A 21,946-nucleotide genomic window follows, 5' to 3' on the forward strand; every position below is an offset into this window, starting at 1 on the left:
ATGCGGAGCCCTGATATGTGGCCACCGCTTCGGCCCATGAATATTGATGGATCGCCCCTTGACTCACGCTCCCGCCCAGGACCAAACCGTATGCCTGTCGACAATTGAGGGGAACGCCAAGGACCTAGTTCTGATCTACCCACCTTGGCCGGCCCTGGAAGAGCGCGCCGCGCTTCAGAATTTCCTGCCACCCCTTTCGGTCCTGTCCATCGCGTCCTTCGTCCGCTCCAAGGGCTATTCCGTCGGCGTGATCGACGTTCATGGTCAACATCTTGACGAGGGCGAGGTTCGCGCCCGTCTGCGTGCGGCACGTCCCCGTTTCGTCGGCATTTCGGTGCTGACCAATGCCTGCGTGCCCGCTCATCGCATCGCTCGCATCGTCAAGGAGGAATTGCCGGACTGCATGGTCGTGGTCGGAGGGTCGCATGTGGAAGCGCTGCCCGAACGCTCGCTGCGCAACTCGGCCATCGACATCGTGGTGCGTGGCGATGGCGAAGATGCCATGGTGGAAATCATGGAAGGCCGCCCCCTGTCGGAGATTCCGGGCCTGACCTACCGGGTCGGCACCGAAGTGCGCCACAACAAGCACCGGCCGGTCGAGATGAATCTCGACCGCTTCCCCATGCCAGCCTACGACTTGGTGGATTTCGACTTCTACTTCCCCGCCGCAGGTTCCTACCGTCATCTGCCCGCCATCAACGTCCTGATGACCCGTGGCTGCCCGGGGCGGTGTAGCTTCTGCAACTCGGCGCGAACCACCCTGCGGTCCCGCTCGCCGGACGAGGTGGTGAAGCAGATTCGCCATCTCCACGACACCTACGGCATCCGCCAAGTTCAGTTCTATGACGACACCTTCACCGTCATGAAGAAGCACTGCCTGGACTTCTGCGAAGCCCTCGCGGCCGAGCGGATGGATGTCAGTTGGACCGCCTATATCCGGGGTGATTGCTTTTCCGACGATATCGCGGCCGCCATGAAAAAGGCTGGCTGCCATCAGGTCCTGGTGGGGGTCGAGACCGGCAATCCCGAAATCGCCAAGAAGATCGGCAAGCCCATCGACCGCGAACGCTACAAGGAGACGGTGGCCATCGCCCGACGGCACGGCCTGGAAATCCGGGCGACCTTCATCATCGGCCATCTGGGCGAGACCTGGCAGACCATGAAGGACACGCTGGACTTCGCCATCGAGCTGGATGTTGACCTGTTCCAATTGAACATCGCTACCCCCTATCCTGGCACCCAACTTTACAACGAGGCCGTGGAACTCGGCTGGCTGACCTCGAAGGACTGGTACGAATACGGCCAATGCCAGGTTCTGATCCGCCAGCCGCAACTGAGCCCGGAAGAGATCCTGAAGTTCGAGCGCTATGCCTTCCGACGCTTCTATATGCGCCCGAAGACAATCTGGCGGATGATGAAGCGCATGGTGTCATGGCACCACCTGCGGGACTATTACCGGGCTCTTGAGGCCCTGATCCTAGGTCGCAAGAAGTCGAATGTCGATCAGAGCTGGGATTGCTGGCGAGGCTTCAAGGAAGAGGACTTCTTCGACGTGAACTTGGTCGAGCCAGAGCAATTGCGCCTGACCTATGAACTGCGTCAGGGCGTCGGCTGAGCGGGCCGAATAAGCGAGGATTGGTTACATGACTGCCAAGAATGCGTTGTTTCTCAAGCCGCCGCTATCCGGTGCCGGAGCCCGGAACGTCGTCCGCGACTTCCTTTACGGCTGCTGGTGCAACGGCCGCCGGATCGGCGGCATGCAGATGCCCCCCCTGACCGAGTTGACCGCCTGCACCCATGCCCGGCAGGATGGTGTCGAGCCGGTCTTCCTGGATGCGTTGGTAGAGCCCGAGCGGTTTCAGGCCCTGATCGATACCCGGTTCGAAGGCTTTTTCGCCGTCGCGGTGATGAGTTCGACCCAGTCGTTCCGTCAGGACGTGGAAACGCTTGAGCGCGTCAAGGCGCTCAATCCCGGCATAAAGGCGATCCTGTTCGGGTCGCACCCCACCTTCATGCCCGAATACTGCTTGCAGGAAACCGTGGTGGACTATTTGGTCCTGCGCGAGCCGGAGGACACCCTGCGCGAGTTACTGGGCGCATTGACCCGTGGCGAGCCGGTGGACGAACTGGCGGGCCTCGCACTGCGTCATCCCGACGGCAGCGCGCGCATCAATGAACACCGCGCTTTTGTCACCATGGACAATTTGCCCATTCCCGACCGGACTTTGCTGCCGGCGGGCGCCGACTACTTCAACCCGGTCGTCAAGCGACTGCCCTACACCACCATGCAGACCTCGCGCGGTTGCCCCGCGCGCTGCAACTACTGCACCGCGCCGACCTTTTACGGCAACAAAACCCGGGTCCGCTCTGCGGAAAAAGTGCTAGAGGAAATGCGCGAGATCAAGCGGCTGGGCTACCGCGAAATCTTCTTCCGCGATGAAACCTTCTCTGCCTACAAGGGGCGGAATTTCAAGATTTTCGAGGGGATGGCCGCCGAAGGCATGGACTTCAGCTGGATCGCCAACGCCCGCGTCGACATGATCGACGAGGACAGCATGCGCGCCATGAAGAAGGCCGGCTGCCACATGCTTAAATTCGGCGTCGAGACCGGGTCCGACGAGATGCTCGTGACCTACAAGAAGGGCACCACTACCGACCAGGCCCGGTGGGCCTTCGCCAAGGCGCGCGAGGTCGGCCTGGACACCCATGCCCACATCATCTTCGGCGGGCCGGGCGAAAGCCTGGACACTATCCGACAGACCATCGCTTTCGTGAAGGAAATCCGGCCCAGCACGGTGACCTTCGGCATCCTGACGCCTTATCCCGGCACCGAAATTTTCGATATGGTGGCTGAAAAGCAACCAGAGATCCTAGATGGGTCTGGTTCAAATATGGAAAATCTACACACCAGCGGCTTCTTCAACGAATCCCTCTGTGGTCTGTCGGGTGACGAATTGTCCCGGCAAATCGTCCGGGCCTACCGGGAATTCTATGTCCGGCCGGGCTATTTGCTGGAACGACTGAGCAAAATCAGGAGTTTTGAAGAGCTGATGATTTCCCTTGTGGCAGGGGCCAATGTCATGCAATTTGCGCTGACCGGCAGGAAATAACCCTAGGACGACCCCGTGTTCGAACTTGTCAGCGTTGTCGTGCCAGCGTTTAACGAGGCGCCGTCACTGAACGAGCTCTACGAGCGAGTGCGGACGGTTCTGGGTGGCCTTCAGCAACCTTTTGAATTTATCCTGATCGACGACGGCAGTACCGATGACACCCAGGCGGTGGTCGAGGCGCTTGGGCGCCAATATGGCAATGTCATCTACATCCAGCACTTCCGCAATCAGGGCAAGTCCATTGGATTGATGCAAGGGTTCGACGCGGCATCGGGGGATGTCGCCATTACCTTGGATGCCGACCTTCAGGACCAGCCAGAGATGTTCCCCCGGCTGCTGGAACAGATCGAGGCGGGCTACGACTTCGTCAACGGCTGGCGCCGCAGCCGCCACGACCCGGCGGCGAAGAAGATAGTTTCGCGGATATACAACGGCTTGGTCAATCGCGTATTCGGTGTCCAGCTTAACGATATCAATAGTGGGCTGAAGGCCTATCGCCGCGAAGTCTACAAATCCATCGAACTGCGGGGCGATCTCCATCGTCTGGTCCCGGTTCTGGTGGCGCTGAAGGCCTTCACGATCTCTGAAATTCCGGTCGAGCACTCTGAACGCAAGCACGGCCAGTCCAAATATCGCTTGCTTCGCCATCGTGGCATCCTTGATGTCTTTGCCCTGATTGCAGTCAATGCCACCCAGACGCGACCATTCCATATTTTCTGCGAAGCCGCCTTCGTCTTCTGGATGTTCGGGCTGATGTGCTTCCTGAGTTGGGTTGGACTAACCTATGCCGTGTGGGGCGGCAACTCGCATTGGCGGATTGTCGGAACACTGCTTGGCGGAGTGGGGACCTGGGCAGCGTTCGTGGGATCGGTGCTGCCCATTTTCGGCCTTTTCCTGGAGATCGAGGCCGGACGCGCCCAGGACGTCAGATGGCGTCATCGCCTCGTACGCCACAACAAGCGTTTTTCCACCGACCCCCAGGGCTGACCGGCCATGTGTGGAATCTTCGGCGCCGCCATGGCCCGGCCCGACCCCGAGCTAGGCCGGATCGGGACTGCCATGGGCCGACGCCTCGCACATCGGGGTCCCGACGATATGGGTGTATTCGCCGATGATTGGGCGGTGCTTGGCAATACCCGTCTATCCATCATCGACCTTGCCGATGGACATCAGCCGATCATCAACGAGACCGGCGATCTGGTCATCGTTTTCAACGGTGAAATCTACAATCACCGAGAGCTGCAGCGTGACCTGACCGCCAAGGGCCATGTCTTCAAGACCCATTCAGATACCGAGGCGATCCTGCACGCCTTCGAGGAATGGGGGCCTGACTGCCTGCTCCGTCTCAACGGCATGTTCGCCGTCGCCATTTGGCACTGCCCCAGCCGCCGGATGTTCATCGCCCGTGACCGCCTGGGAATCAAACCGTTGTATCTGGGCCGCGGCATCCATGGAATCGCATTCGCCTCGGAACCCAAGGCGCTGTTCCCCATCATGCCGGACCGCCCGGCGCCGCATTGGCCATCCCTGGCGCGATTCCTCCAACTGGGCTATTTCGCCCCCGGAGACTGCGCCTTCGCCGGAATCGAGAAATTCCCCGCCGGACATTTTGGCTGGATAGAGAAAGGTCACCTGTCACTTCACCGTTGGTGGACCCCGCTGGTCGGGCAGGGAGACCCGGTGCCATTGGCCGAGGCGGTGGCCAAGGCTGCTGAACTGCTGGGCGACGCGGTTGAAAGCGAATTGTTGGCCGATGTCCCGGTGGGCGTGTTCCTCAGCGGCGGCCTGGACTCCTCGGCGGTGGCCGCCGCCGCCGCCGAACGCGGCCGCAAGCTTCCCGCCTTCGCCTTATCGTTTCCAGAGGCGACCCACGACGAATCAGCCGATGCCCGCCTCGTGGCCGACAGTCTGGGGCTGGACTATTTCGAGCACCGCCTGGAGGTGGATGAACTGCGCGCCACAGTGTCAGAGGTTGCGACCATGTTGGACGAGCCGTTCGGCGATGCCACGGTAGTGCCGCTTTTGGCGCTGTCTCGCTTCGCCCGACGCCACGTCAAGGTGGTTCTGACCGGTTGGGGCGGTGATGAGCTGTTCGCTGGATATCCCACCCTGAGGGCCCACCGGGCGGCCAGGCTCTATCGCATGCTGCCCGGCTGGCTCGGCGACGGCCTGTTGCCGGCGGCTATCCGGCGCCTGCCTGTCTCCGAGCGCTATCTCAGCCTGGAATTCAAGGCCAAGCGCTTCATCCAGGGCATGGACCTGACCCCGGAACAGCAGCACCTGGGCTGGATGGGCTACTTCAACGCGACCGGAGTAGCGGCGTTGTTGCGCCCCGAGATTGCCGAGGCCGCGAGCCACGACGGCCACAGGGCGCTGGCGGTGCCCGATCTCGCCCGCCCAACAGAAACCGATCCGGTTGACCGCATCCTCCACCTGGACATGTGTACCTTCCTCGAGGGTAACGGACTTTTCCAGGCCGACCGCATGACCATGGCCGCCTCGCTGGAAGCACGGGTCCCATTGCTCAATACGGTGGTGATGGATTATGTCGCCGCCCTGCCCGCCGGGGTCAAGATGGCGGGAGGACAGTTGAAACCCCTATTGAAAATGGCGTTGAAACCAAAGCTCCCCTCACGGATTATCACCAAGCCGAAGAAAGGCTTTGGCCCGCCTTCGGCTGGTTGGCTGAGATCTGCCCTGTCCGATACGCTCCGGACAACATTGTCGAGGGAAAAGATTGAGGCGGATGGTATACTAGCTGCCGAGGCGACCGAACGATTGGTCGATGATCACCTCAACCGACGGGCCGATCACGGCCGGGCGTTGTGGGCGTTGTTGAGCTTTCAGCTCTGGCACGACAATTTCATCTCCGGTGCGGTGCAAGGTTAGGTTCGATTCATGGCATTATCTCTCTCCCTGGCAGGACGTCCCATCAAAGTCCTGCTGGTTCAGCCGTCTAGCGATAACTGCGTCCAGTCGCTGTTCACTTATCACAAGGATCACGGCATCGGCCACAAGCCACCGCTGGGCATCATGATCCTTGCGACCTATCTGCAGCGCGAAGGTTTCGCGGACGTCCATTGCCTGGATGCGCAGATGGAGGAGATATCCCCCGAGGAAACCGCCCGGCGCATTGCCCAGGAGAAGCCGGACCTGGTTGGTTTCACGGTGTGGACCGATTTCTGGTATCCGGCATGGAAGACCATCGAGGAGACCCGCCGCCTGCTGCCTGACAGCGTCATCGTTCTGGGAGGCCCCCATGCCGGCTGCTATCCCAAGGAAACGGTGGAGGGCTGCTCCGCCGACTACCTGGTCGTAGGCGACGGTGAGGACGTGCTGCTGGGTATGGTCCAGGATCTCCAGGCCGAGCGACCAGTGGCGGATCACCCGGGATTATGGCGCCGTCTCCCAAACGGCAGCGCACAAGCTCCCTCCGAAGCTATGGCCGTCGTCAAGGACCTCACCAAGATTCCGGCTCCCAATCGCCTACTGCTCCCCTATAAGCGCTATTCGTCGGTGCTGACCCCTACCGACTATGAAACCACCATGGTGACGTCGCGAGGCTGTCCCTATAAGTGCGTCTTCTGCAAGATGGACGTCCAGAAGGTCTATGCCCGCACCGCCGAGCAGGTGGTGGATGAATTCGCCGACATCGCCGCACTGGGAATCACCGATGTCCAAGTCTATGACGACACCTTCACTTGGGGCCACCAGCGGGCCAAGGATATCTGCCAGGGCATCATCGACCGCGGCATCAAGGTCAACTGGGCCATACGCGACCGCGTCAACCGGGTCACTCCCGACTTGTACAAGCTGCTGAAGGAGGCAGGGTGCTACCGGGTTCATTTTGGTGTTGAGACCGGTTCGCAGCGTATTCTTGATTTGTCGGGCAAGGCCATCACCTTCGAGCAGGTGGACAAGGCCATGGTAACCGCCCGCGAGATCGGCATGACCGTCATGGCCTATTTCATGTTCGGTTTCATCAGCGAAACCCGTGAAGATGCGCTCAAAACCATCGCCTACGCCAATAAGCTCGATCCTGACTACGCCGTCTTCGTGGTCCTGATCCCATATCCCGGCACCGCCGTCTACCGGGAGGGCATGGCCAAGGGCATCATTCCCACGGATTTCTGGCGTGACTTCACCTTGAATCCGCAGCCCGACTACGTCATCCCCCACATCATCGAGGACGAGTTGTCGCGCCAGGAACTGGTTTCCATGAAGAATATGGCGACCCGCCGCTACTATTTCCGTCCGTCCCGCATCCTGCGAGAAATTCGCACACTATCGTCATTCAGGGAACTTAAGAGCAAAGCGCGTCTTGCCTGGATGCTGCTCCATGAGTCCACGTCAAAGCTGACACCGCGAATGCCAATAACCTGAACCGTTCGTGGACAGATACGCGATGGCAAACAACGGATGATCGTGCAGTGATCCTTCTCGCCAGGAATGGGTTTGGCAATGTCGGATGAAATTCCTCAGCACCCGGGGGCTGGCTGGAACCCGTTCGACCAGGGATATTTCAGCAGTGACGAGTTGCGGCAATTCGGCTTCAAGGAAGTCGGTCGCAACGTGATGATCGCAAAGAACGCGACCATTATCGGGCTGGCAAACATATCGATCGGCAATAATGTCCGGATCGACGGCGGCGTCACCATCGTTGCTCAGTCTGGCCGGTTGGCCTTGCATGACTTCATCCACATCGGCTCCGGCTGCCATCTGAACTGCGCCGGTGGCATTACCATGTCGAGTTTCTCCGGCCTGTCACAAGGCGTCCGCATCTATTCCGGGACAGACGACTACACGGGCGAATCCCTAACCAACCCGACCGTGCCAGGCAAATATGCCAAGACCAAGATTGCGCCGGTCGAACTGGGACGCCATGTCATCATCGGATCAGGCACGGTCATTCTGCCCGGCGTAACCATTGGGGAAGGCGCCTCCGTCGGGGCGCTGTCTCTAGTGCCCAAGTCCCTTGACGACTGGTGGATTCATGCGGGAATCCCAGCCCAGAAAATGAGGCAGAGAAGCCGTGCCTTGCTTGCTCTCGAACAGCGCCTCATGGAGGAAATCGTCTAGAGGGCGTTGACATTCAAGATTCCCACGGCCCCTAAAATCTGATTCAAACTCCTTTTCGAGAAGGAGGCTTGAATGAGCGGGGTCCGTTTGACCTTAAAGTATCATCAATGGGATCGGATGGCGCCACATTTGCCGGGCAAGCGCAGCGATCCTGGCAGGACTGGTGCGGATAATAACCGCCTATTCCTGGAAGCTGTGCTATGGCTGGCCCGAACGGGTTCCCCATGGCGTGATCTGCCGGATTTTTTCGGCAATTGGAACAGCGCGTTCATCCGTTTTTCCCGCTGGTCCAAGGACGGTGTATGGGACCGGCTTTTCGCCATGATGGCTGACGACCCCGACATCGAATACGTCATGATCGACTCGACTATCGTCTGGGCGCACCAACATGCGGCGGGCAAAAAAGGGGGCCTGAAGCTCGTGCGATCGGCCGTTCGCGCGGCGGGCTGACCACCAAGATCCACGCCATAGTCGATGCCTTGGGCAACCCGCTGCGCTTTATCCTGACGCCAGGACAGGCGAGCGACTACACCCAGGCAGAAGCCCTCATCGCCGACATCCCGGCAGAGCACGTTCTTGGCGACAAAGGCTACGATTCCGGGGCATTCCGCGACGCCATCCGCGAAGACCGTCGCCAAGTGGAAGAAGCGCGGCTCGGTTACGGACCTGCCGACCGGGCCGAAGGTGCCGAGATCGACGGTCTTGTCCATCGAGGAAGAGGCCATCGTGGTGGCCTTTCGCCGCCATACGCTGCTGCCCCTGGATGACTGCCTCTATGCCTTGCAGGCGACCATCCCGCATCTGACGCGGTCATCCCTACATCGCTGCCTGCACCGCCACGGCCTAAACACCTAGCCCTGCTTGGCGGCCGAGACCGTCTTGTCGATGACCGGGCGGACCCGGAAGGCCGTCACCACCATGACCAGGAAGGGCAGCAGGATCATCAAGGGAATCGACGCCACGAACAGGACGAAGAGATCAAGGCCGACCAAGGCCAGCAGATCGGAAAAATGCTCGATGTGGAACAGGGCGACGACCGTGTAGACCAGCACCACCAGCACCGACAGCACCTGCCCCCCGGTGACGATCCGGCTTTCCAGCGGGCTGGGTGTCAGGTTGGGTGAGAAGTCGAAGAACAGGAAGCGATAGCCCCAGCGATCGATCGCCCAACCGATCAGGGTCGGGGAGAGGAAGCACCACAAGATACACACCAAGGCCACGGCAACCGCGGCGTCCTCGTGACCGCGGATACCCAGAAAGACACCGGGGATGGGAAGGAGAAACAGGGGGGCCAGCCAGCAAAGCTTATGGGTCTGGGATCGGAAGACGAAACGGATGCGCATGCCCAATTGGGGGACATAGGTGGATTCCACCAAATCCTCCGCCTCGGCCTTGGCAAGAGCGGCGGCCTCCCGTTCAGCCTTGGCCGCCTTATCGGCGCGGGCGCGGGCGTTTTTCGTTTTCAGGAGGTGGTGCGCCGCCTGTTCCTGGGCCGCGACCCCGGCCGCGACTTCCGCATCCGTGGCGGGACGCACCTCCGTTACCGTCGCGGAAAACACCAGGGTCATTCCGGCCCAGGGGTGATTGCCGTCAAGCTTGGCCGTGTCGTCATCCACCGCGACGACACGGTAGAGCAGGGTCGCCCCGGCGAAGTCGCGTTCGACGATATCGCCGATCACCGGCGGCGCCTGGAAGCTGGCCAGCGGCACGCCGATGACCAGATCCGGATCATGCTCGCCATGGGCATCGGCGGGGGCGAGGGTCGCCCGCACGGTGTCTCCCACGCCCTTACCGGCGAGCGCGTCCTCCAGCTTGGCGAAAATACCGCCGTAGCCGCCATGCAGATAGCGGAGCGGCTCGCCGCCGTCGTCGAGGATTTGCCCACCGGGATCGGTGACGCGCTGGGCCAGGGTAACGAAGGTGTTCTTGCGGATATTCATGTCGGTCCCCGGCGAGATGGCTGGCCGATGTCCATGACGCGCTGATCCGTCGACACGTCTACAAGGACGGCATGCCCCATCAGGCCTTCTTCACGAACTCCGACTTCAGGTTCATGGCGCCGATACCGTCGATCTTGCACGAGATGTCGTGGCCGTCGACGCCGTCCACCAGGCGGATACCCTTGACCTTGGTGCCGCCCTTGACCACCAGGGACGAGCCCTTGACCTTCAGGTCCTTGATCACGGTCACTGAATCACCATCGGCCAGCGGATTGCCGTTGGCGTCGCGGATGATGCGCTCCTGGGAGGCCTCGGCATCGGATGCGCCGGGGGTCCATTCATGGCCGCAGTCCGGGCAGTTCCACAGGCTGCCGTCGTGATAGACGTTCTCGGACTGGCATTTGGGGCAGGTCGATTCGCTGGTCATGGTTTTCCTGTCGGCTAAGGGATCACGATTGCTTCGGCTTGGGCTTTCCCCCCGCCTTCAGGCGCCAGGGAGCCTGCGGCGCTGGCTTGGGGGGCTTGGCCGCCTTGGGTGATTGCGGGCGGGGCTCATGCGGGCGCGGCTCGCGGGCCGGGCGTTCGGCCTGCGGCACCTCGTCCAGCGGCTCGATGCGGACATCGGCCCGTTCCAGCTGGCGCAAGGCGGCCAGGAAGCGCGCGGCCACCGTGGCGTCGATCTCGAAGCGGGTGTCGCGTTCGAAGATGCGGATGGACCCGATCTCCTGCTTGGTGATCTTGCCCTGGCGACAGATCATCGGGATCAGCCAGCGCGGATCGGCATTCTTCTGCCGTCCCACATTGAGGCGGAACCACACGCTGCCGCCGGGTAGGCTGGGACCTCGCTCGCCCCGGGGCTCGCGCGGCTCGCGCGGTTCGCGGAACGGGCGCGGCTCCGGCGACGCCGTGCCGGGACCGGGATCGAACACCTCCTCGGCGGCGGGCAGATGGGCGCGGTACATGCGCACCAGGGCGGCGGCGATATCCTCGGGCGAGCGTTCGGCCAGCAGTGCCCTGGCCATGGCCAGATCGTCCTCGGTCACTTCCTCGGCCAGCAGCGGGCTTTGCAGCAGCCGCTCCTGGTCGACCTTGCGGATATCCTCGGCCGAGGGCGCGCCGCCCCAAATGGCCTGGACCCCGGCGGCCTGCAGCAGCATCTCGGCCTTGCGTCGCCGCGACAGCAGCACCAGCAGCACGCTGATGCCCTTGCGCCCGGCCCGTCCGGTCCGTCCGCTGCGATGCTGCATGGTCTGGGCGTTCTGCGGCAGTTCGGCGTGAATCACCAGCCCCAGATTGGGCAGGTCGATGCCGCGCGCCGCCACGTCGGTGGCGACGCAGACCCGGGCGCGGCCGTCGCGCAGCGCCTGGAGCGCCTGGTTGCGCTCGTGCTGGCCCAGCTCGCCCGACAGGGCCACGGCGGCGAAGCCCCGTTCCAGCAGGATGGCCTGGAGATGGCGGACGGAATCGCGGGTGTTGCAGAACACCATGGCGGTGGGTGATTCGATGAAGCGCAGCAGATTGACCACCGCGTGCTCGATCTCGTTGGGCGCCACCCGCACGGCGCGGTATTCGATATCGGCATGGCCCTGGCTTCCGGCCGAGACGGCGATGCGCCAGGCATCGCGCTGGTACTGCTTGGCCATGGTGACGATGGCCTTGGGCAGGGTGGCCGAGAACAGCAGCGTCCGGCGGCTTTGCGGCGTGGCTTCCAGGATGAATTCCAGATCCTCGCGAAAGCCGAGGTCCAGCATCTCGTCGGCCTCGTCCAGCACCACGGCGCGCAGCTTGTTGACGCGCAGCCCGCCCCGTTCCAGGTGATCGCGCAGACGGCCGGGGGTTCCCACCACGATATGGGCGCCCTGGGCCAGCATGCGCTGCTCGGCCCGGGGGTCCATGCCGCCGACGCAGGACACCACCCGCCCGCCGGCATGCTGGTAGAGCCAGCTCAACTCGCGGTGCACCTGCAGGGCCAGCTCGCGGGTGGGGGCGACGATCAGGGCCAGCGGCTCGGCGGCGAGTTCCAGTACCGGGGCATCGCCCAGCAGGGTCTCGGCCATGGCCATGCCATAGGCGACGGTCTTGCCCGATCCGGTCTGGGCCGAGACCAGCAGATCGCGGCCCTTGGTTCCCGGTTCGAGAACCGCCGCCTGCACGGGGGTGGGCTCGGTGTAGTCACGCTCGGTCAGGGCACGCTGCAGCGGATGCCCGGCGGGAAAAAGGTCCATGGGAGATGTCATGCTTTCATTGAAAATGCGGCACGGGGCGCCGAGCCGCAGCGATGGGGCACCATATCATCTGTCTCGGCCTCCGAACACCTCGCGGGCGCGTTGGGCGAGGCCGGTGGCCACCGAGATGAATTCGCCCCCGGCGCTGAGGCGGTTCTCGCCGAAGCGGCTGGCGAAAATGGCCCGCACCGAGGGCACCAGCGACGAGCCGCCGGTCAGGAACACCCGGTCCACCTGGGACAAAGCGGTGCCGGTGCTTTCCAGCAGCCCGTCGACGCAGGTCTCGATGTCGGCGAGTTCCTTGGCGATCCAGCCCTCGAATTCGCTTCGGGTGACGCGGCGTTCCACCACCACCGGGTCATGGTCGAAGCGCAGTACGGTCTCGTCCGAGTGGGACAGGTCGCGCTTGGCCTGCTCCACCGCGCGATAGAGGTGATAGCCGAGATTATGCTCGATCAGCGCCAGCAATTGCTCGATCCGGTCGGGATGCTCCACATGGCGCTGCAGATCGCGCAGCAGCCGCAGGGTCGGGGGTGTGTTGAGGAAGGCGACATGGTGCCAGCGCTCCAGCTTGGCATAGACCCAGGCGGGCATGGGCAGGACCTTGCCGTCGCTGACATAGGTGGTGGTCTTGCCGAAATGCCCGGACAGGCCATGTTCCACCATGCGGCGGTCGAAGGCGTCGCCGGCGATGCCGACACCGGCGGTGCCGATGATGGCGTCCTCGGGCCGGGCCAGACCGGCGCGACCCGGCCCCAGGCGGATCAGGCAGAAATCGCTGGTGCCGCCGCCGAAATCCGCCACCAGCACGGTCTGGTCGCGCTTCAGCGTGCTTTCATAATAATAGGCGGCGGCGATGGGCTCGAACTCGAACACCACCTCGCCGATGCCCGCCTTGGCGAAGGCCTCCACCAGCCGTCCGGTGGCATAGGCGTCCTCCTCCTCGCCGCCCTCGGCGACGAAGCGCACCGGCCGACCGGCCACCACCCGGTCCACCCTGGCGCCCGTCGCCTCGGCGGTTTCGCGCAGGCGGGCGACGATCAGCGCCACCAGCGTCTCCAGCGAGTATGGCGCCCCGTAGATGGCGGTGCTGGTGAAGGAGCGGCTGGTCAGGTAGGACTTGAAGGATTGCAGGAAGCGGCATTCGCCGTCGCCGTGCAGATAGGCGTCGATGGCGTCATGGCCGACCAGGGGCTGGATGCAGCGTTGGGCGTCGCGCCGGGCATTCTCGAAGGCCAGCACCGAGCGCAGGGTCGAGACCGGGCCGTCCACCGTGGCGAAATTCAGCACCTCCACCGCCCGGTCGGCTGCGGCCAGGGCGACGGCGCTGTTGGTGGTGCCGAAATCCATTCCGACAAACATGGCTTGGCCCTGTGCGATGGGTCCGGGCAGGGGCCGCCCGGCGGGGAGACGCGGTGTTACGCCTGTGCGGCACCGGGATCAACATGAAATGGCGGCGGTAACCCGCTTTCCCAACTCCGGCGGCTTGGCTATTCTCCATCCGTCGAAACTGTGGGCCGGGCCGATGCGACCTTACCAGAACGCCGATCGCTTCAAGGCCGCCGTCAAGCAGCTCGCCCGCCTCGACGCGGCGACAGCCCAGGCGCTGGAAGCGGTCCGTCCCTCCACTCGCCTGGTGATCGGTGACGGCGGTGGCCTGAATGTGGATCTCGGCGGCGGCCAGACCCTCTATCCCGACAGCGCCGAGGCGGCGGCGATGCGCCAGGTGGAAGACTATGTCGCCGCGCCGTTCCGCATCTTCCTGCCCCCCGGCGACGTGCTGGAGGACTGCATCGCGCTCAACGCCCTGACCCGGTCGCTGCGGGCGGGGATGGCGGAGTTTCCCCGCGCCCCGGCCCAGGCGCCGTTCGGCGGCTTTCTCGTGGTCTTCGGCGTCGGGCTCGGCTACCACATCAAGGCCCTGGTCGAGCGCCTGCCCTTCAAGACCCTGATCGTGGTCGAGCCCCATGACGAGCTGATCGCCCACAGCTTTCACGCCATGGACTGGCAGGGATTGTTCCGCACCCTGGCGCGTACCGGCCGCCAGATCCATTTCGTGCGGGGCGCCGGGCTGTACGAGCAGGTGATTCGCATCATGCGGGGCGCCGATTATCCGCTGGTGGACGGGTCCTATTCCTATTTCCATTACGCCACCCCGGAACTGACGGCGGTGGGGCAGCGTTTGCTGGCGCCGGGGGCCGCAGGCGAATCGAGCCTGGGGCTCGGCATGGCGGCGGGTTGGGTGGAAGACCAGTTGCTGATGCTGAGGAACAACGCCGCCAATTTCGCTCGGCCGGGCTTTCATCTGCAGACGGCGCGTTTGCGCAGCGCACGCTCCATCCCGGCCATCGTGGTCGGCGCCGGTCCGTCCCTGGACGCCGCCATCGAGGCCATCCGCGCCGTGCAGGACCGCGCGGTCATCATTACCTCGAGCAGCGCCCTCAAGGTCCTGCTGTCCAACGGCATCCGCCCGCATATCCACTGCGAACTGGAGAACGGGGCCGGGTTGGGCGTGGTGGCGGAAGAGCTGGACGCCCGCTTCGGCCTGTCCGACATGGTTCTTTACGCCTCGCCCACCGTCGATCCCCGCATTTCGCCCCGGTTCCGCCAGACGGTCTATTTCCACCGCAGCGATCTCAGCTCGACCCATTTCTACGCCAACGGCGCCGAGATCACCGGACTGGCCGAGCCCACCTCGGGCAACACCGCCGTCTATTGCGCCTTGTCGCTGGGCTTCCGCGAGGTCTATCTGTTCGGCCTGGATTTCGGCGCCCGCGACCCGGATTATCACCATTCCCGCCATTCGGTCTATTTCACCTACCAGGATGAAAGCGAACTGGCGACCTATACCCCCTATGACTTCGACAAGATCCTGCCGGGCAATTTCGGCGGCCAGGTCCGCAGCGGCTGGGTGCTGGACTGGGGGCGCGAATCGGTGGTCAACGCCATCCGCGCGGTCGGGCAGGCCAGGGTATGGAATTGCAGCGACGGCGTGCTGATCGCGGGGGCGGCGCCGCTGGACCCGGATTCGGTGGAAATCGCGGCCGCGGCCGAGCCGCCGCACGTTGTGGTGGACCAGGCCCTTTCCGAGCTGACCCTGTGCCGGGACGATATGTCGGAGCCCGAGCGGTTCGCCGCCATGGTGGCGGAGTTGCACGGCTTCCTCGACGGGGTCGTGGCCGAGATCGAGGGCCTGCGGCTGGAGGGGAATTCGCCCCAGGCCGCCATGGTCGGCCTGTGCGAACGGATCATGGGGCGGTTGCAGTCGCTGGAATCGGGCCAGCGCGCCATCCATGCCACCGTGCTGGGCCATCTGGAAAAGGCGCTGGCCGCCGCCTACCACTATGCCTCCACCGTGGAGCCCAGCCATGCCGACGAGGCCTTCGCCGTCCTGCGCCGGGTCCTGGGCGATGGCGTGCAGGCGCTGCACCCCATGATTCAAGCCTCTCTGGGAGCCCCCCCGTCATGACCTCCCCTGCCGATCTGGCGAGTCTGATCGATTCCGATAGCCCCGGCACCTGGGCTCCCGAACTGATCTGGGCGGCGTTCCGCCAGATCATGGACCGGGAAAGCCCGTTGCCCGGCCTGGGGGCGCGGCTTGAACCCTTCGAAGCGGTGTTCCGGGGCGCCCTCGACAAGATCACCGCCGAGCATCGGCGCTGCACCGCCCGCTATTACCGGGACGCCGACGGCACACCCCTGGTCAACCCCCTGAATATCGAGCACCTCACCCGCCTGCTGCAGGTGTTCACCCGGCGGCTGTTCCTGGCCGAGGCTCCCACCACCTTGCTGGATTGCCTGTTCTATGTGATGCGGGGGCGCTGTGGCCTGAACCTGTTCTACCGCACCCAGGAAATCGACCTGTTCTTCCCGCTGCACGCCCTGGGCAGCGTCATCGGCTATGGCGAGTTCGGCCCCTTCATCGCCGTGACCCAGAATTGCACCATCGGCCATAATCACGGCCATTACCCCACCATCATGGGCGGATTGTGGATGGGGCCGGGCTCCTCCGTCCTGGGGAAAAGCCGGATCGGGCGCAATGTGCGCCTCGCCGCCAACACGCTGGTGGTGGATCGCCACGTTCCCGACGACGTGGTGGTGTTCGGCATCGGCAGCAATATCGAGTTCAAGCCCAACGACCGCGACAACCGGCTGATGGTCCTGGACAGCACGGCGGAGATCGCCGCCGAAGCCCCCCTGTGATGGAGCCTCCATGTCCGTTCCCCCCGCCCCCCGCGATCTGATCGCCACCGCCCTGGAATGCGATCCGGACTCCTTGTCCGACGAGTCCGGTCTGGGCAGCCATCCCCAATGGGACAGCATGGGTCATATGGCGGTGATGCTGGCGCTGGAAGCCCATTACGGCGTCGCCATCTCGGATGCGACCATCCGGGCTTACGCCTCCTTCCCGTCCATCAGGGAGCTGTACGCCAGTCTGGCGCCACCGGGTCCCGTTGCGGATGGCGGCTGATCCCTGCTGGATTTGATCCGAGACTCTATCGGCGGCTGAGAATCGTTTCGGCGGCGCGGTGCGCTTCAACGATGGCGCTCTCTACCGCCGACATGCCTTGGCCGTCGGAATGAGCCAGCAGGATGTTGCCGAAGCGTTTTTCGTGGCGACGCATGGCCGCCACCAGCCCAACCCGCGATGTCAGTAACTGGTGCCCATAACGGGTCAGGCGCACTTCCTCCAGTCGGGAATTGGCGAAGAAATCCGGTGCGAACCGCCTCAGGCCGTCGACGACCGGCTTGGCGGCGGCGGCCTGATTGCCGGCCAGCAATTGGACTCTCCCCGCTGCGGGATCGGTGAATGGCGCATAGATGGTGATGACATCGCGGTCTTGCGGACGGGCACGGGCCGACAAGCTTGCGGTGGCGCTGACGAAGTCGGTGAAGCCTGGATTGGACGGTGTCCATGAATCATAGGGTCCAGGCAACTGGCGGCCGCTGAAGCAGCAATTCGCCACCAGATAACTCCCATGGGACAGCCCCTTCATGAAACCGGCGGCGGCGGGATCAATGCCACGGATGATCCGACCGGCGAAGAAATAAGGCGCGGCGACCACTACCCAGCGGGCCGAGACGGCGCGGGCTTCTCCGCTTGAATGGTCCAGATAGCCGACCAGGGTGCGGCCGTTGGCATCGGGCTCCACCGCGAAGACCGAGGCCCCGCCAACCAGTCTTTTGCCTCCCGACCGGTTGATCTTGGACGTCATGGCTTTCGCCAAGGCGGCGTTCCCTCCGGGAAAGGCATAAATGGGGGCCGCGATTTCCGACAGGAAATTGATGCCGCAATAGGCGGAAATACCATTGGCGCCACCGCCCAGCGACGACCAGCAATAAGCGTCGATCATAGGCATCAGCGCCGCCGAAACCTGCTCGCGGCGCAGATATTCAGAAAACGGGATCTGGTCCAAGGCCAGGGAGCGGGACGTCGCCGTCTCGATGGGAATCCGGGGAAAATCCTTGGACTCGGACGCCGCGGCCAGCAACTCCACCAGTTTGGCATAGGGCCTGCGCAATGGGCCTTGAAGGGCATCGGCCATGTCGGGCGAACCAGTCAGGACCCGATCCGCGGGCTCGCTGACCGGCGTCAGGGTCAGGCCCAAACTGTCATAGAACGGGCCGTAGGGCTCCTCGGTATCGGCCAGATAGGCCGAGCCAAGTGCATAGTCGATGCCGCGCCACTGGCCCGCCTTGGCGTTACCGCCCATGGTGTTCTCACGTTCCAGCAGGACAAAATCGCTGTCGCTGAGCAGCGTCGCCACCGCCAACCCGGTCAGACCGCCGCCGATAATGACCACCTCGACCCGCCGTTCTGGCTTGGGGATGGCGCGCGGCTCATGGCCGTCGCGAATGGCGTGCATGGAGTCGAAGTTATCCCCGGTCCACTCCGGCAGGGCGTAATCAGGGCGTTCCTCGGCCAGCACCCCCGGCCGTGGCATCAGCAAACCGGCGCCAAGGGCTGACACCTGACGCAGAACGTCTCGTCGAGATGGCATTGCGAAGGTCTCCTGACCGGCCCCTTAATGGCGGCTTCAAATCAGAAGTCAGTGAAGCATGGTTGATGTCGGCTGACCAGGGCACGGTAGTCGGATGATGGCCGTGGCTCTCGGCCAGGGGCTTGCCATCTGCCATGACGTGGTGATCAATAAGCAGGGCGACCAGAGTCTGGTCGGCGGCAAGCCCGGCGAGGGTGCGGTATTCACAGTCAGGATTCGTGACATGATTTGGCTAGGCCTTTGCCGGGCGGGCATTGCCCTTGTGGTGGCGGCCCAGGTCATGGCCGCATGGGCGGCAATGGCCGCCCCCCGTTCGGTTCCGGCCTATGCCGAGATCAAGGACTGGATGGTGGCCTGCGACAACACCCGCTCTTGCGAGGCGCAGGGGTCTTCGGATGAAAATCCGGGGCTGTCCATGATCATTCGGCGGAATGCTGGACCTGAAGGCAGCTTGGAAATCACCCTGGCCTCGGAAAGCGAAATCGAACCCTCGTCGCTGATGCTCGATGGCGGGCCGTTCAACACCGCAGCCAGTTGGGCCATCCGGCGGGATGAGCGGAGCACCATGCTTCTCGCATCCGGACAACAGGCCGCCGCTGTCCTGAAGGCACTGCGCAACGGGATCGTCTTGTCATCCGGCCCGCGCAAGGACCGATCGGCCCCGGCTCTATCCTTGCGCGGGCTTGCCGCGGTGCTGATGCTCATGGACGACGTCCAGGGGCGTGTCGGCGGTGAGGGCGCCCTCGCCCTCCCAGGTCCGGCGCCCGCCGATCAGGTTCCACCGGCCCCCGCCCTTCCCATGGTGGTGGCGGCGGCCATGGCTCCGACCCTTTCCCCCCAGGCCGCCCGATCCTTGATCGGCGCGATCCGTGTGGCGAAGGCATCGGACATGACTGCGGCGGAATGCGAGCCGGAAGCGGATGTCGGAACCCCTCACGATCGGGACCGGGCCATGCTGTTGTCGCCCGGCGAGGCGCTGGTTCTGCTGGAATGCTTCCGGGGACCCTATCAATCGGCCTCGCTGGCATTCCGGGGTCCGACGGACAGGCCGACCCAGGCGGAACGCCTGACCCTGCCGCTGCCCCTCGAAGCCGCGCCCATGGATATGTTTTTCTCGGCGGATTACGATCCGACAACCCACATCTTTGCCATGAAGGCCAATGGACGGGGCTTGGGCGATTGCGGCAGGTCGGCGTCCTGGGTATTCGATGGCCGCCGGTTCCAACTGGCCGCCTACGCCAAACAGGGCCGGTGCGGCGGCATCGTATCCTGGCCCGTGCTTTGGCGCTCCGCCAATGTTCCGGTGCGGCCATGAATCCCTGTGCGCCGGGCCGCTGGGCCGCCTTGCTTATTCTGGCGGCGGCCTTGTGGCCGCTGCCGGGCCAGGCCAATGACAGCACCGGCTTTCAGGGCACGACCGGAATCGAATTGTCGGCGACCCGCGACATCGAAATGGTGTCCGAGGATCTGCGGATCGGACCCGACGAAATCCGGGTCTCCTACGTCTTTCGCAACGTCACCGACCATCCCGTGGAAACGATCGTGGCCTTTCCCTTGCCCGATCTCGACCTTTCCGCCGGGTTAGAGGCGCCCAATTGGGGGTTCCCCGTCAACAAACCTGATTTCCTGGACTTCAAACTGTGGGTCAACGACCGGCCGGTCCCCGCGACTCTGGAACGCCGCGCCCAGTTCAAGGGCCAAGACGTCACCCGAGAGCTCGCCGCGGCGGGCGTGCTCGATATTGGCCCCTGGAAGCCGGGGGGCTATGACCCGCAATTCGCCCATGTCCCGAAGGAAACAATCACCCGTCTGCGCGAGGCCGGACTCGTCACCGACGGAGACGACGACCACGACATGCCCACCTGGGTTCTGCAAACCAAATACTTCTGGACGCAAACATTTCCCGCCGGGGCCGAAACCCGGATCCGGCATGTCTACAAGCCCTTCGTCGGCCGGATGGTCGGCCATAAATCAGCCGATATCGGAGGCAAGACCGCTGTCGGCCGATTGGTCGGCGAAGACCGCTCCGGCGCGGACCGCTATTGCATCGATGGGGCGACAAGGAAAGCCTTGCAGACCATCGAGACACGCCAGCCGGTTCTGTTTTCCCCATGGGAAATCGAATACATCCTGACCACCGCCCGGAACTGGCGGGGTCCCATCGGCAGGTTCCGGCTGGTCATCGACAAAGGGGCGCCCGAGAATATCGTCTCCCTGTGCTGGAACGGGCTGCGCAAGACCGGACCGACGACCTTCGAATCCACCATCCGCGACTACGTTCCCGACCGCGACATCAGGCTTCTGATCCTGAGCCGTGGACCGGCATCATTCTGACCAGGGCTCATACTCCAGCCGAACCGTGTTCCGGCCCGATGGAATGACGGTGACGACCAGATTGTCTTCTGGGTCGACGAAGGCGAAAGGCCAGTTCCCATTGGCGGCCGCCATCTCCACGTAAAGCGGATTGAAATACGACTCCGTCGCGCCCTGCGGATCATAAGGGAATTTCACGGTGAAAACCGGAAACTTGTCCTCGCGACACAATTCCGCCTTCAGCAGCCGTACCTGACGCTCCGCCATCACCTCCTTGGTGGGATGGCTCCATGTGGCCATCTGGATGGGGCGGCAATCCGAGGCGATTTGGGTCTGGAACAGCGTCTCTCCGGCCATGGCCGCAAATGGCAGCAGCGCCATGACGACGGCAAGACGTTTTCCGTTCATGGTTGTCTCGCTCTACGCTCGGATCGTGGGCAGCTTGCCGCCACCGGCCAGGACGACGGCCGCCATGCCGCCGAAGTCGAGGCAAAGGGCGATGATGGAAATTCCATAATTCCCCTGCCTGAACTGGTAGAGGTCGTCGACAAAAACATTTCCAGCAACGACGACGAGGATGCCTGAAACCGCCAGTCCAATCCAGGTCACCGCCGCATGGCCCGGCGGGACGAGACGCAGAGCCGTATCGATGATCTTGGCCCCCAGGATATGGGCCGCCACCAGGCCGAGGGGTGTCAGGAAGATGAACGCTCCGGCCATGAGGACGCTGTTCAAGCCCCCCGGAGAATTCGGGCTCCCTCCCGCCATCACGGCCAGATAGAGCAGCAAGAGCAGTGAGAGCGGCGATATGATGAGGTTCAGCTTCCAAAAGCCTCTTCCCAGCACTGCCAGCGGAACTGTCGCCGTCATTTTCCGGTCGTCCTCGGCCGCCCTTGTCGTGTCCGCAAGCTTAGGGGCTGGCCGAAACAGGGAAAAGGGATTTTCGCCCAGCCCCGAACCCATGTGACGCCGAAACCCCGGCATGACTTGAACCTGTTGCTCTTGGCCATGTCGATAAAGGCCTGCCGCGCGAGCAGCGCGAATGGTCGCCTAGATGACCCGGACCAGAGGCGGTGGATTATGCTGGGACCGCAGCGTGGCGGACCATGCCATGCGGCATCGCCGCCCCAAGGGGCGTCGTCGAGATCATGCCATAACTCATTGAATTTGTTGGTGCGCCGTGATGGTCAAAGGTGAGAAGATCGTGTCCCTTGGATTGGTGTAACAGCGCAGTCGCCGTTTGATCTCCGGCGGGCTTGGCCGGATTGATCAGGCTG

The 21,946-nt window shown here is 63.5% G+C and carries 19 protein-coding genes and 2 pseudogenes; 13 read left to right on the top strand and 8 right to left on the bottom strand.

Translation table 11 applies throughout. The features are described from left to right. Positions 1–58: 58 nt before the first annotated feature. The 8 genes and pseudogenes from A6A04_RS13670 to A6A04_RS13705 form a co-directional block, all read left to right on the top strand. Positions 59–1,615 (top strand): B12-binding domain-containing radical SAM protein, encoded by a 1,557-nt coding sequence (locus A6A04_RS13670; RefSeq protein WP_172822777.1) that lies wholly within the window; start codon positions 59–61, stop codon positions 1,613–1,615. Between the two features lie 28 nt (positions 1,616–1,643). Then, positions 1,644–3,110 (top strand): B12-binding domain-containing radical SAM protein, encoded by a 1,467-nt coding sequence (locus A6A04_RS13675; RefSeq protein ID WP_068493788.1) that lies wholly within the window; start codon positions 1,644–1,646, stop codon positions 3,108–3,110. A gap of 15 nt (positions 3,111–3,125) precedes the next feature. Beyond that, the gene (locus A6A04_RS13680; RefSeq protein ID WP_082914915.1) at positions 3,126–4,097 is read left to right on the top strand and encodes a glycosyltransferase family 2 protein; all 972 of its coding nucleotides are present in this window, start codon (positions 3,126–3,128) and stop codon (positions 4,095–4,097) included. Between the two features lie 6 nt (positions 4,098–4,103). Next, positions 4,104–5,999, top strand: a complete 1,896-nt coding sequence (gene asnB / locus A6A04_RS13685) for an asparagine synthase (glutamine-hydrolyzing) (protein ID WP_068493791.1) — start codon at positions 4,104–4,106, stop codon at positions 5,997–5,999. A gap of 9 nt (positions 6,000–6,008) precedes the next feature. Further along, positions 6,009–7,493, top strand: coding sequence for a B12-binding domain-containing radical SAM protein (locus tag A6A04_RS13690; RefSeq protein ID WP_082914916.1), 1,485 nt, complete (start codon positions 6,009–6,011; stop codon positions 7,491–7,493). Between the two features lie 78 nt (positions 7,494–7,571). After that, positions 7,572–8,189, top strand: a complete 618-nt coding sequence (locus A6A04_RS13695) for an acyltransferase (RefSeq protein WP_068493796.1) — start codon at positions 7,572–7,574, stop codon at positions 8,187–8,189. Between the two features lie 72 nt (positions 8,190–8,261). Then, positions 8,262–8,815 (top strand): annotated as a pseudogene (locus A6A04_RS13700) (IS5 family transposase); the annotation flags it as partial. After that, positions 8,814–9,038, top strand: a pseudogene (locus tag A6A04_RS13705) (IS481 family transposase); the annotation flags it as partial. The pseudogenes A6A04_RS13700 and A6A04_RS13705, both read left to right, overlap by 2 nt. Positions 9,039–9,040: 2 nt before the next feature. Here A6A04_RS13705 and A6A04_RS22935 read toward each other — a convergent pair. From A6A04_RS22935 to A6A04_RS13725, 4 genes are all read right to left on the bottom strand, one after another. After that, positions 9,041–10,129 (bottom strand): FKBP-type peptidyl-prolyl cis-trans isomerase, encoded by a 1,089-nt coding sequence (locus A6A04_RS22935; RefSeq protein ID WP_068493801.1) that lies wholly within the window; start codon positions 10,127–10,129, stop codon positions 9,041–9,043. Between the two features lie 79 nt (positions 10,130–10,208). Continuing rightward, a complete protein-coding gene (locus A6A04_RS13715; protein WP_068493802.1) occupies positions 10,209–10,556 on the bottom strand; it encodes a zinc ribbon domain-containing protein YjdM in 348 nt (115 codons plus the stop codon). Between the two features lie 22 nt (positions 10,557–10,578). Beyond that, the gene (locus A6A04_RS13720) at positions 10,579–12,354 is read right to left on the bottom strand and encodes a DEAD/DEAH box helicase (RefSeq protein ID WP_068493804.1); all 1,776 of its coding nucleotides are present in this window, start codon (positions 12,352–12,354) and stop codon (positions 10,579–10,581) included. 66 nt (positions 12,355–12,420) lie between these two features. Beyond that, entirely contained in the window at positions 12,421–13,716 is a 1,296-nt protein-coding gene (locus A6A04_RS13725) for an Hsp70 family protein (protein WP_068493810.1), read from the bottom strand. A 163-nt stretch (positions 13,717–13,879) separates the two neighbouring features. Here A6A04_RS13725 and A6A04_RS13730 point away from each other — a divergent pair, with 163 nt between their 5' ends. Genes A6A04_RS13730 through A6A04_RS13740 form a run of 3 tightly spaced genes read left to right on the top strand, consistent with a single transcriptional unit; the run spans position 13,880 to position 16,825 of the window. After that, positions 13,880–15,823 carry a motility associated factor glycosyltransferase family protein gene (locus tag A6A04_RS13730; protein ID WP_172822778.1) on the top strand — a complete coding sequence of 648 codons (1,944 nt, stop codon included), beginning with the start codon at positions 13,880–13,882 and terminating at the stop codon, positions 15,821–15,823. Beyond that, complete coding sequence (locus A6A04_RS13735) at positions 15,820–16,557, top strand: LbetaH domain-containing protein (RefSeq protein WP_068493812.1); 738 nt, start codon at positions 15,820–15,822, stop codon at positions 16,555–16,557. Before A6A04_RS13730 ends, A6A04_RS13735 begins: the two co-directional genes overlap by 4 nt. A gap of 10 nt (positions 16,558–16,567) precedes the next feature. Continuing rightward, the gene (locus tag A6A04_RS13740) at positions 16,568–16,825 is read left to right on the top strand and encodes an acyl carrier protein (protein WP_068493813.1); all 258 of its coding nucleotides are present in this window, start codon (positions 16,568–16,570) and stop codon (positions 16,823–16,825) included. A gap of 25 nt (positions 16,826–16,850) precedes the next feature. Here the strand turns inward: A6A04_RS13740 and A6A04_RS13745 are convergent, their stop codons facing one another. Then, entirely contained in the window at positions 16,851–18,356 is a 1,506-nt protein-coding gene (locus A6A04_RS13745; RefSeq protein WP_068493814.1) for an NAD(P)-binding protein, read from the bottom strand. A gap of 103 nt (positions 18,357–18,459) precedes the next feature. Between A6A04_RS13745 and A6A04_RS13750 the strand changes: the two genes are divergently transcribed. Together A6A04_RS13750 and A6A04_RS13755 are read left to right on the top strand one after the other, a co-directional pair. After that, positions 18,460–19,671: a DUF1176 domain-containing protein gene (locus A6A04_RS13750; RefSeq protein ID WP_156612601.1), complete on the top strand. Its 1,212-nt coding sequence runs from the start codon at positions 18,460–18,462 to the stop codon at positions 19,669–19,671. Positions 19,672–19,721: 50 nt separating this feature from the next. Beyond that, entirely contained in the window at positions 19,722–20,690 is a 969-nt protein-coding gene (locus A6A04_RS13755) for a DUF4424 family protein (RefSeq protein WP_172822779.1), read from the top strand. Here A6A04_RS13755 and A6A04_RS13760 read toward each other — a convergent pair. From A6A04_RS13760 to A6A04_RS22940, 3 genes are all read right to left on the bottom strand, one after another. Then, complete coding sequence (locus A6A04_RS13760; protein ID WP_156612603.1) at positions 20,682–21,077, bottom strand: hypothetical protein; 396 nt, start codon at positions 21,075–21,077, stop codon at positions 20,682–20,684. The genes A6A04_RS13755 and A6A04_RS13760 overlap by 9 nt on opposite strands. Positions 21,078–21,089: 12 nt before the next feature. Beyond that, positions 21,090–21,539, bottom strand: coding sequence for a hypothetical protein (locus tag A6A04_RS13765; protein ID WP_156612604.1), 450 nt, complete (start codon positions 21,537–21,539; stop codon positions 21,090–21,092). A 208-nt stretch (positions 21,540–21,747) separates the two neighbouring features. Next, positions 21,748–21,946 (bottom strand): hypothetical protein (locus A6A04_RS22940; protein ID WP_216636111.1); only part of this gene is annotated, 199 nt, incomplete at its 5' end.

Source organism: Paramagnetospirillum marisnigri (assembly GCF_001650715.1).
Taxonomy (GTDB): domain Bacteria; phylum Pseudomonadota; class Alphaproteobacteria; order Rhodospirillales; family Magnetospirillaceae; genus Phaeospirillum; species Phaeospirillum marisnigri.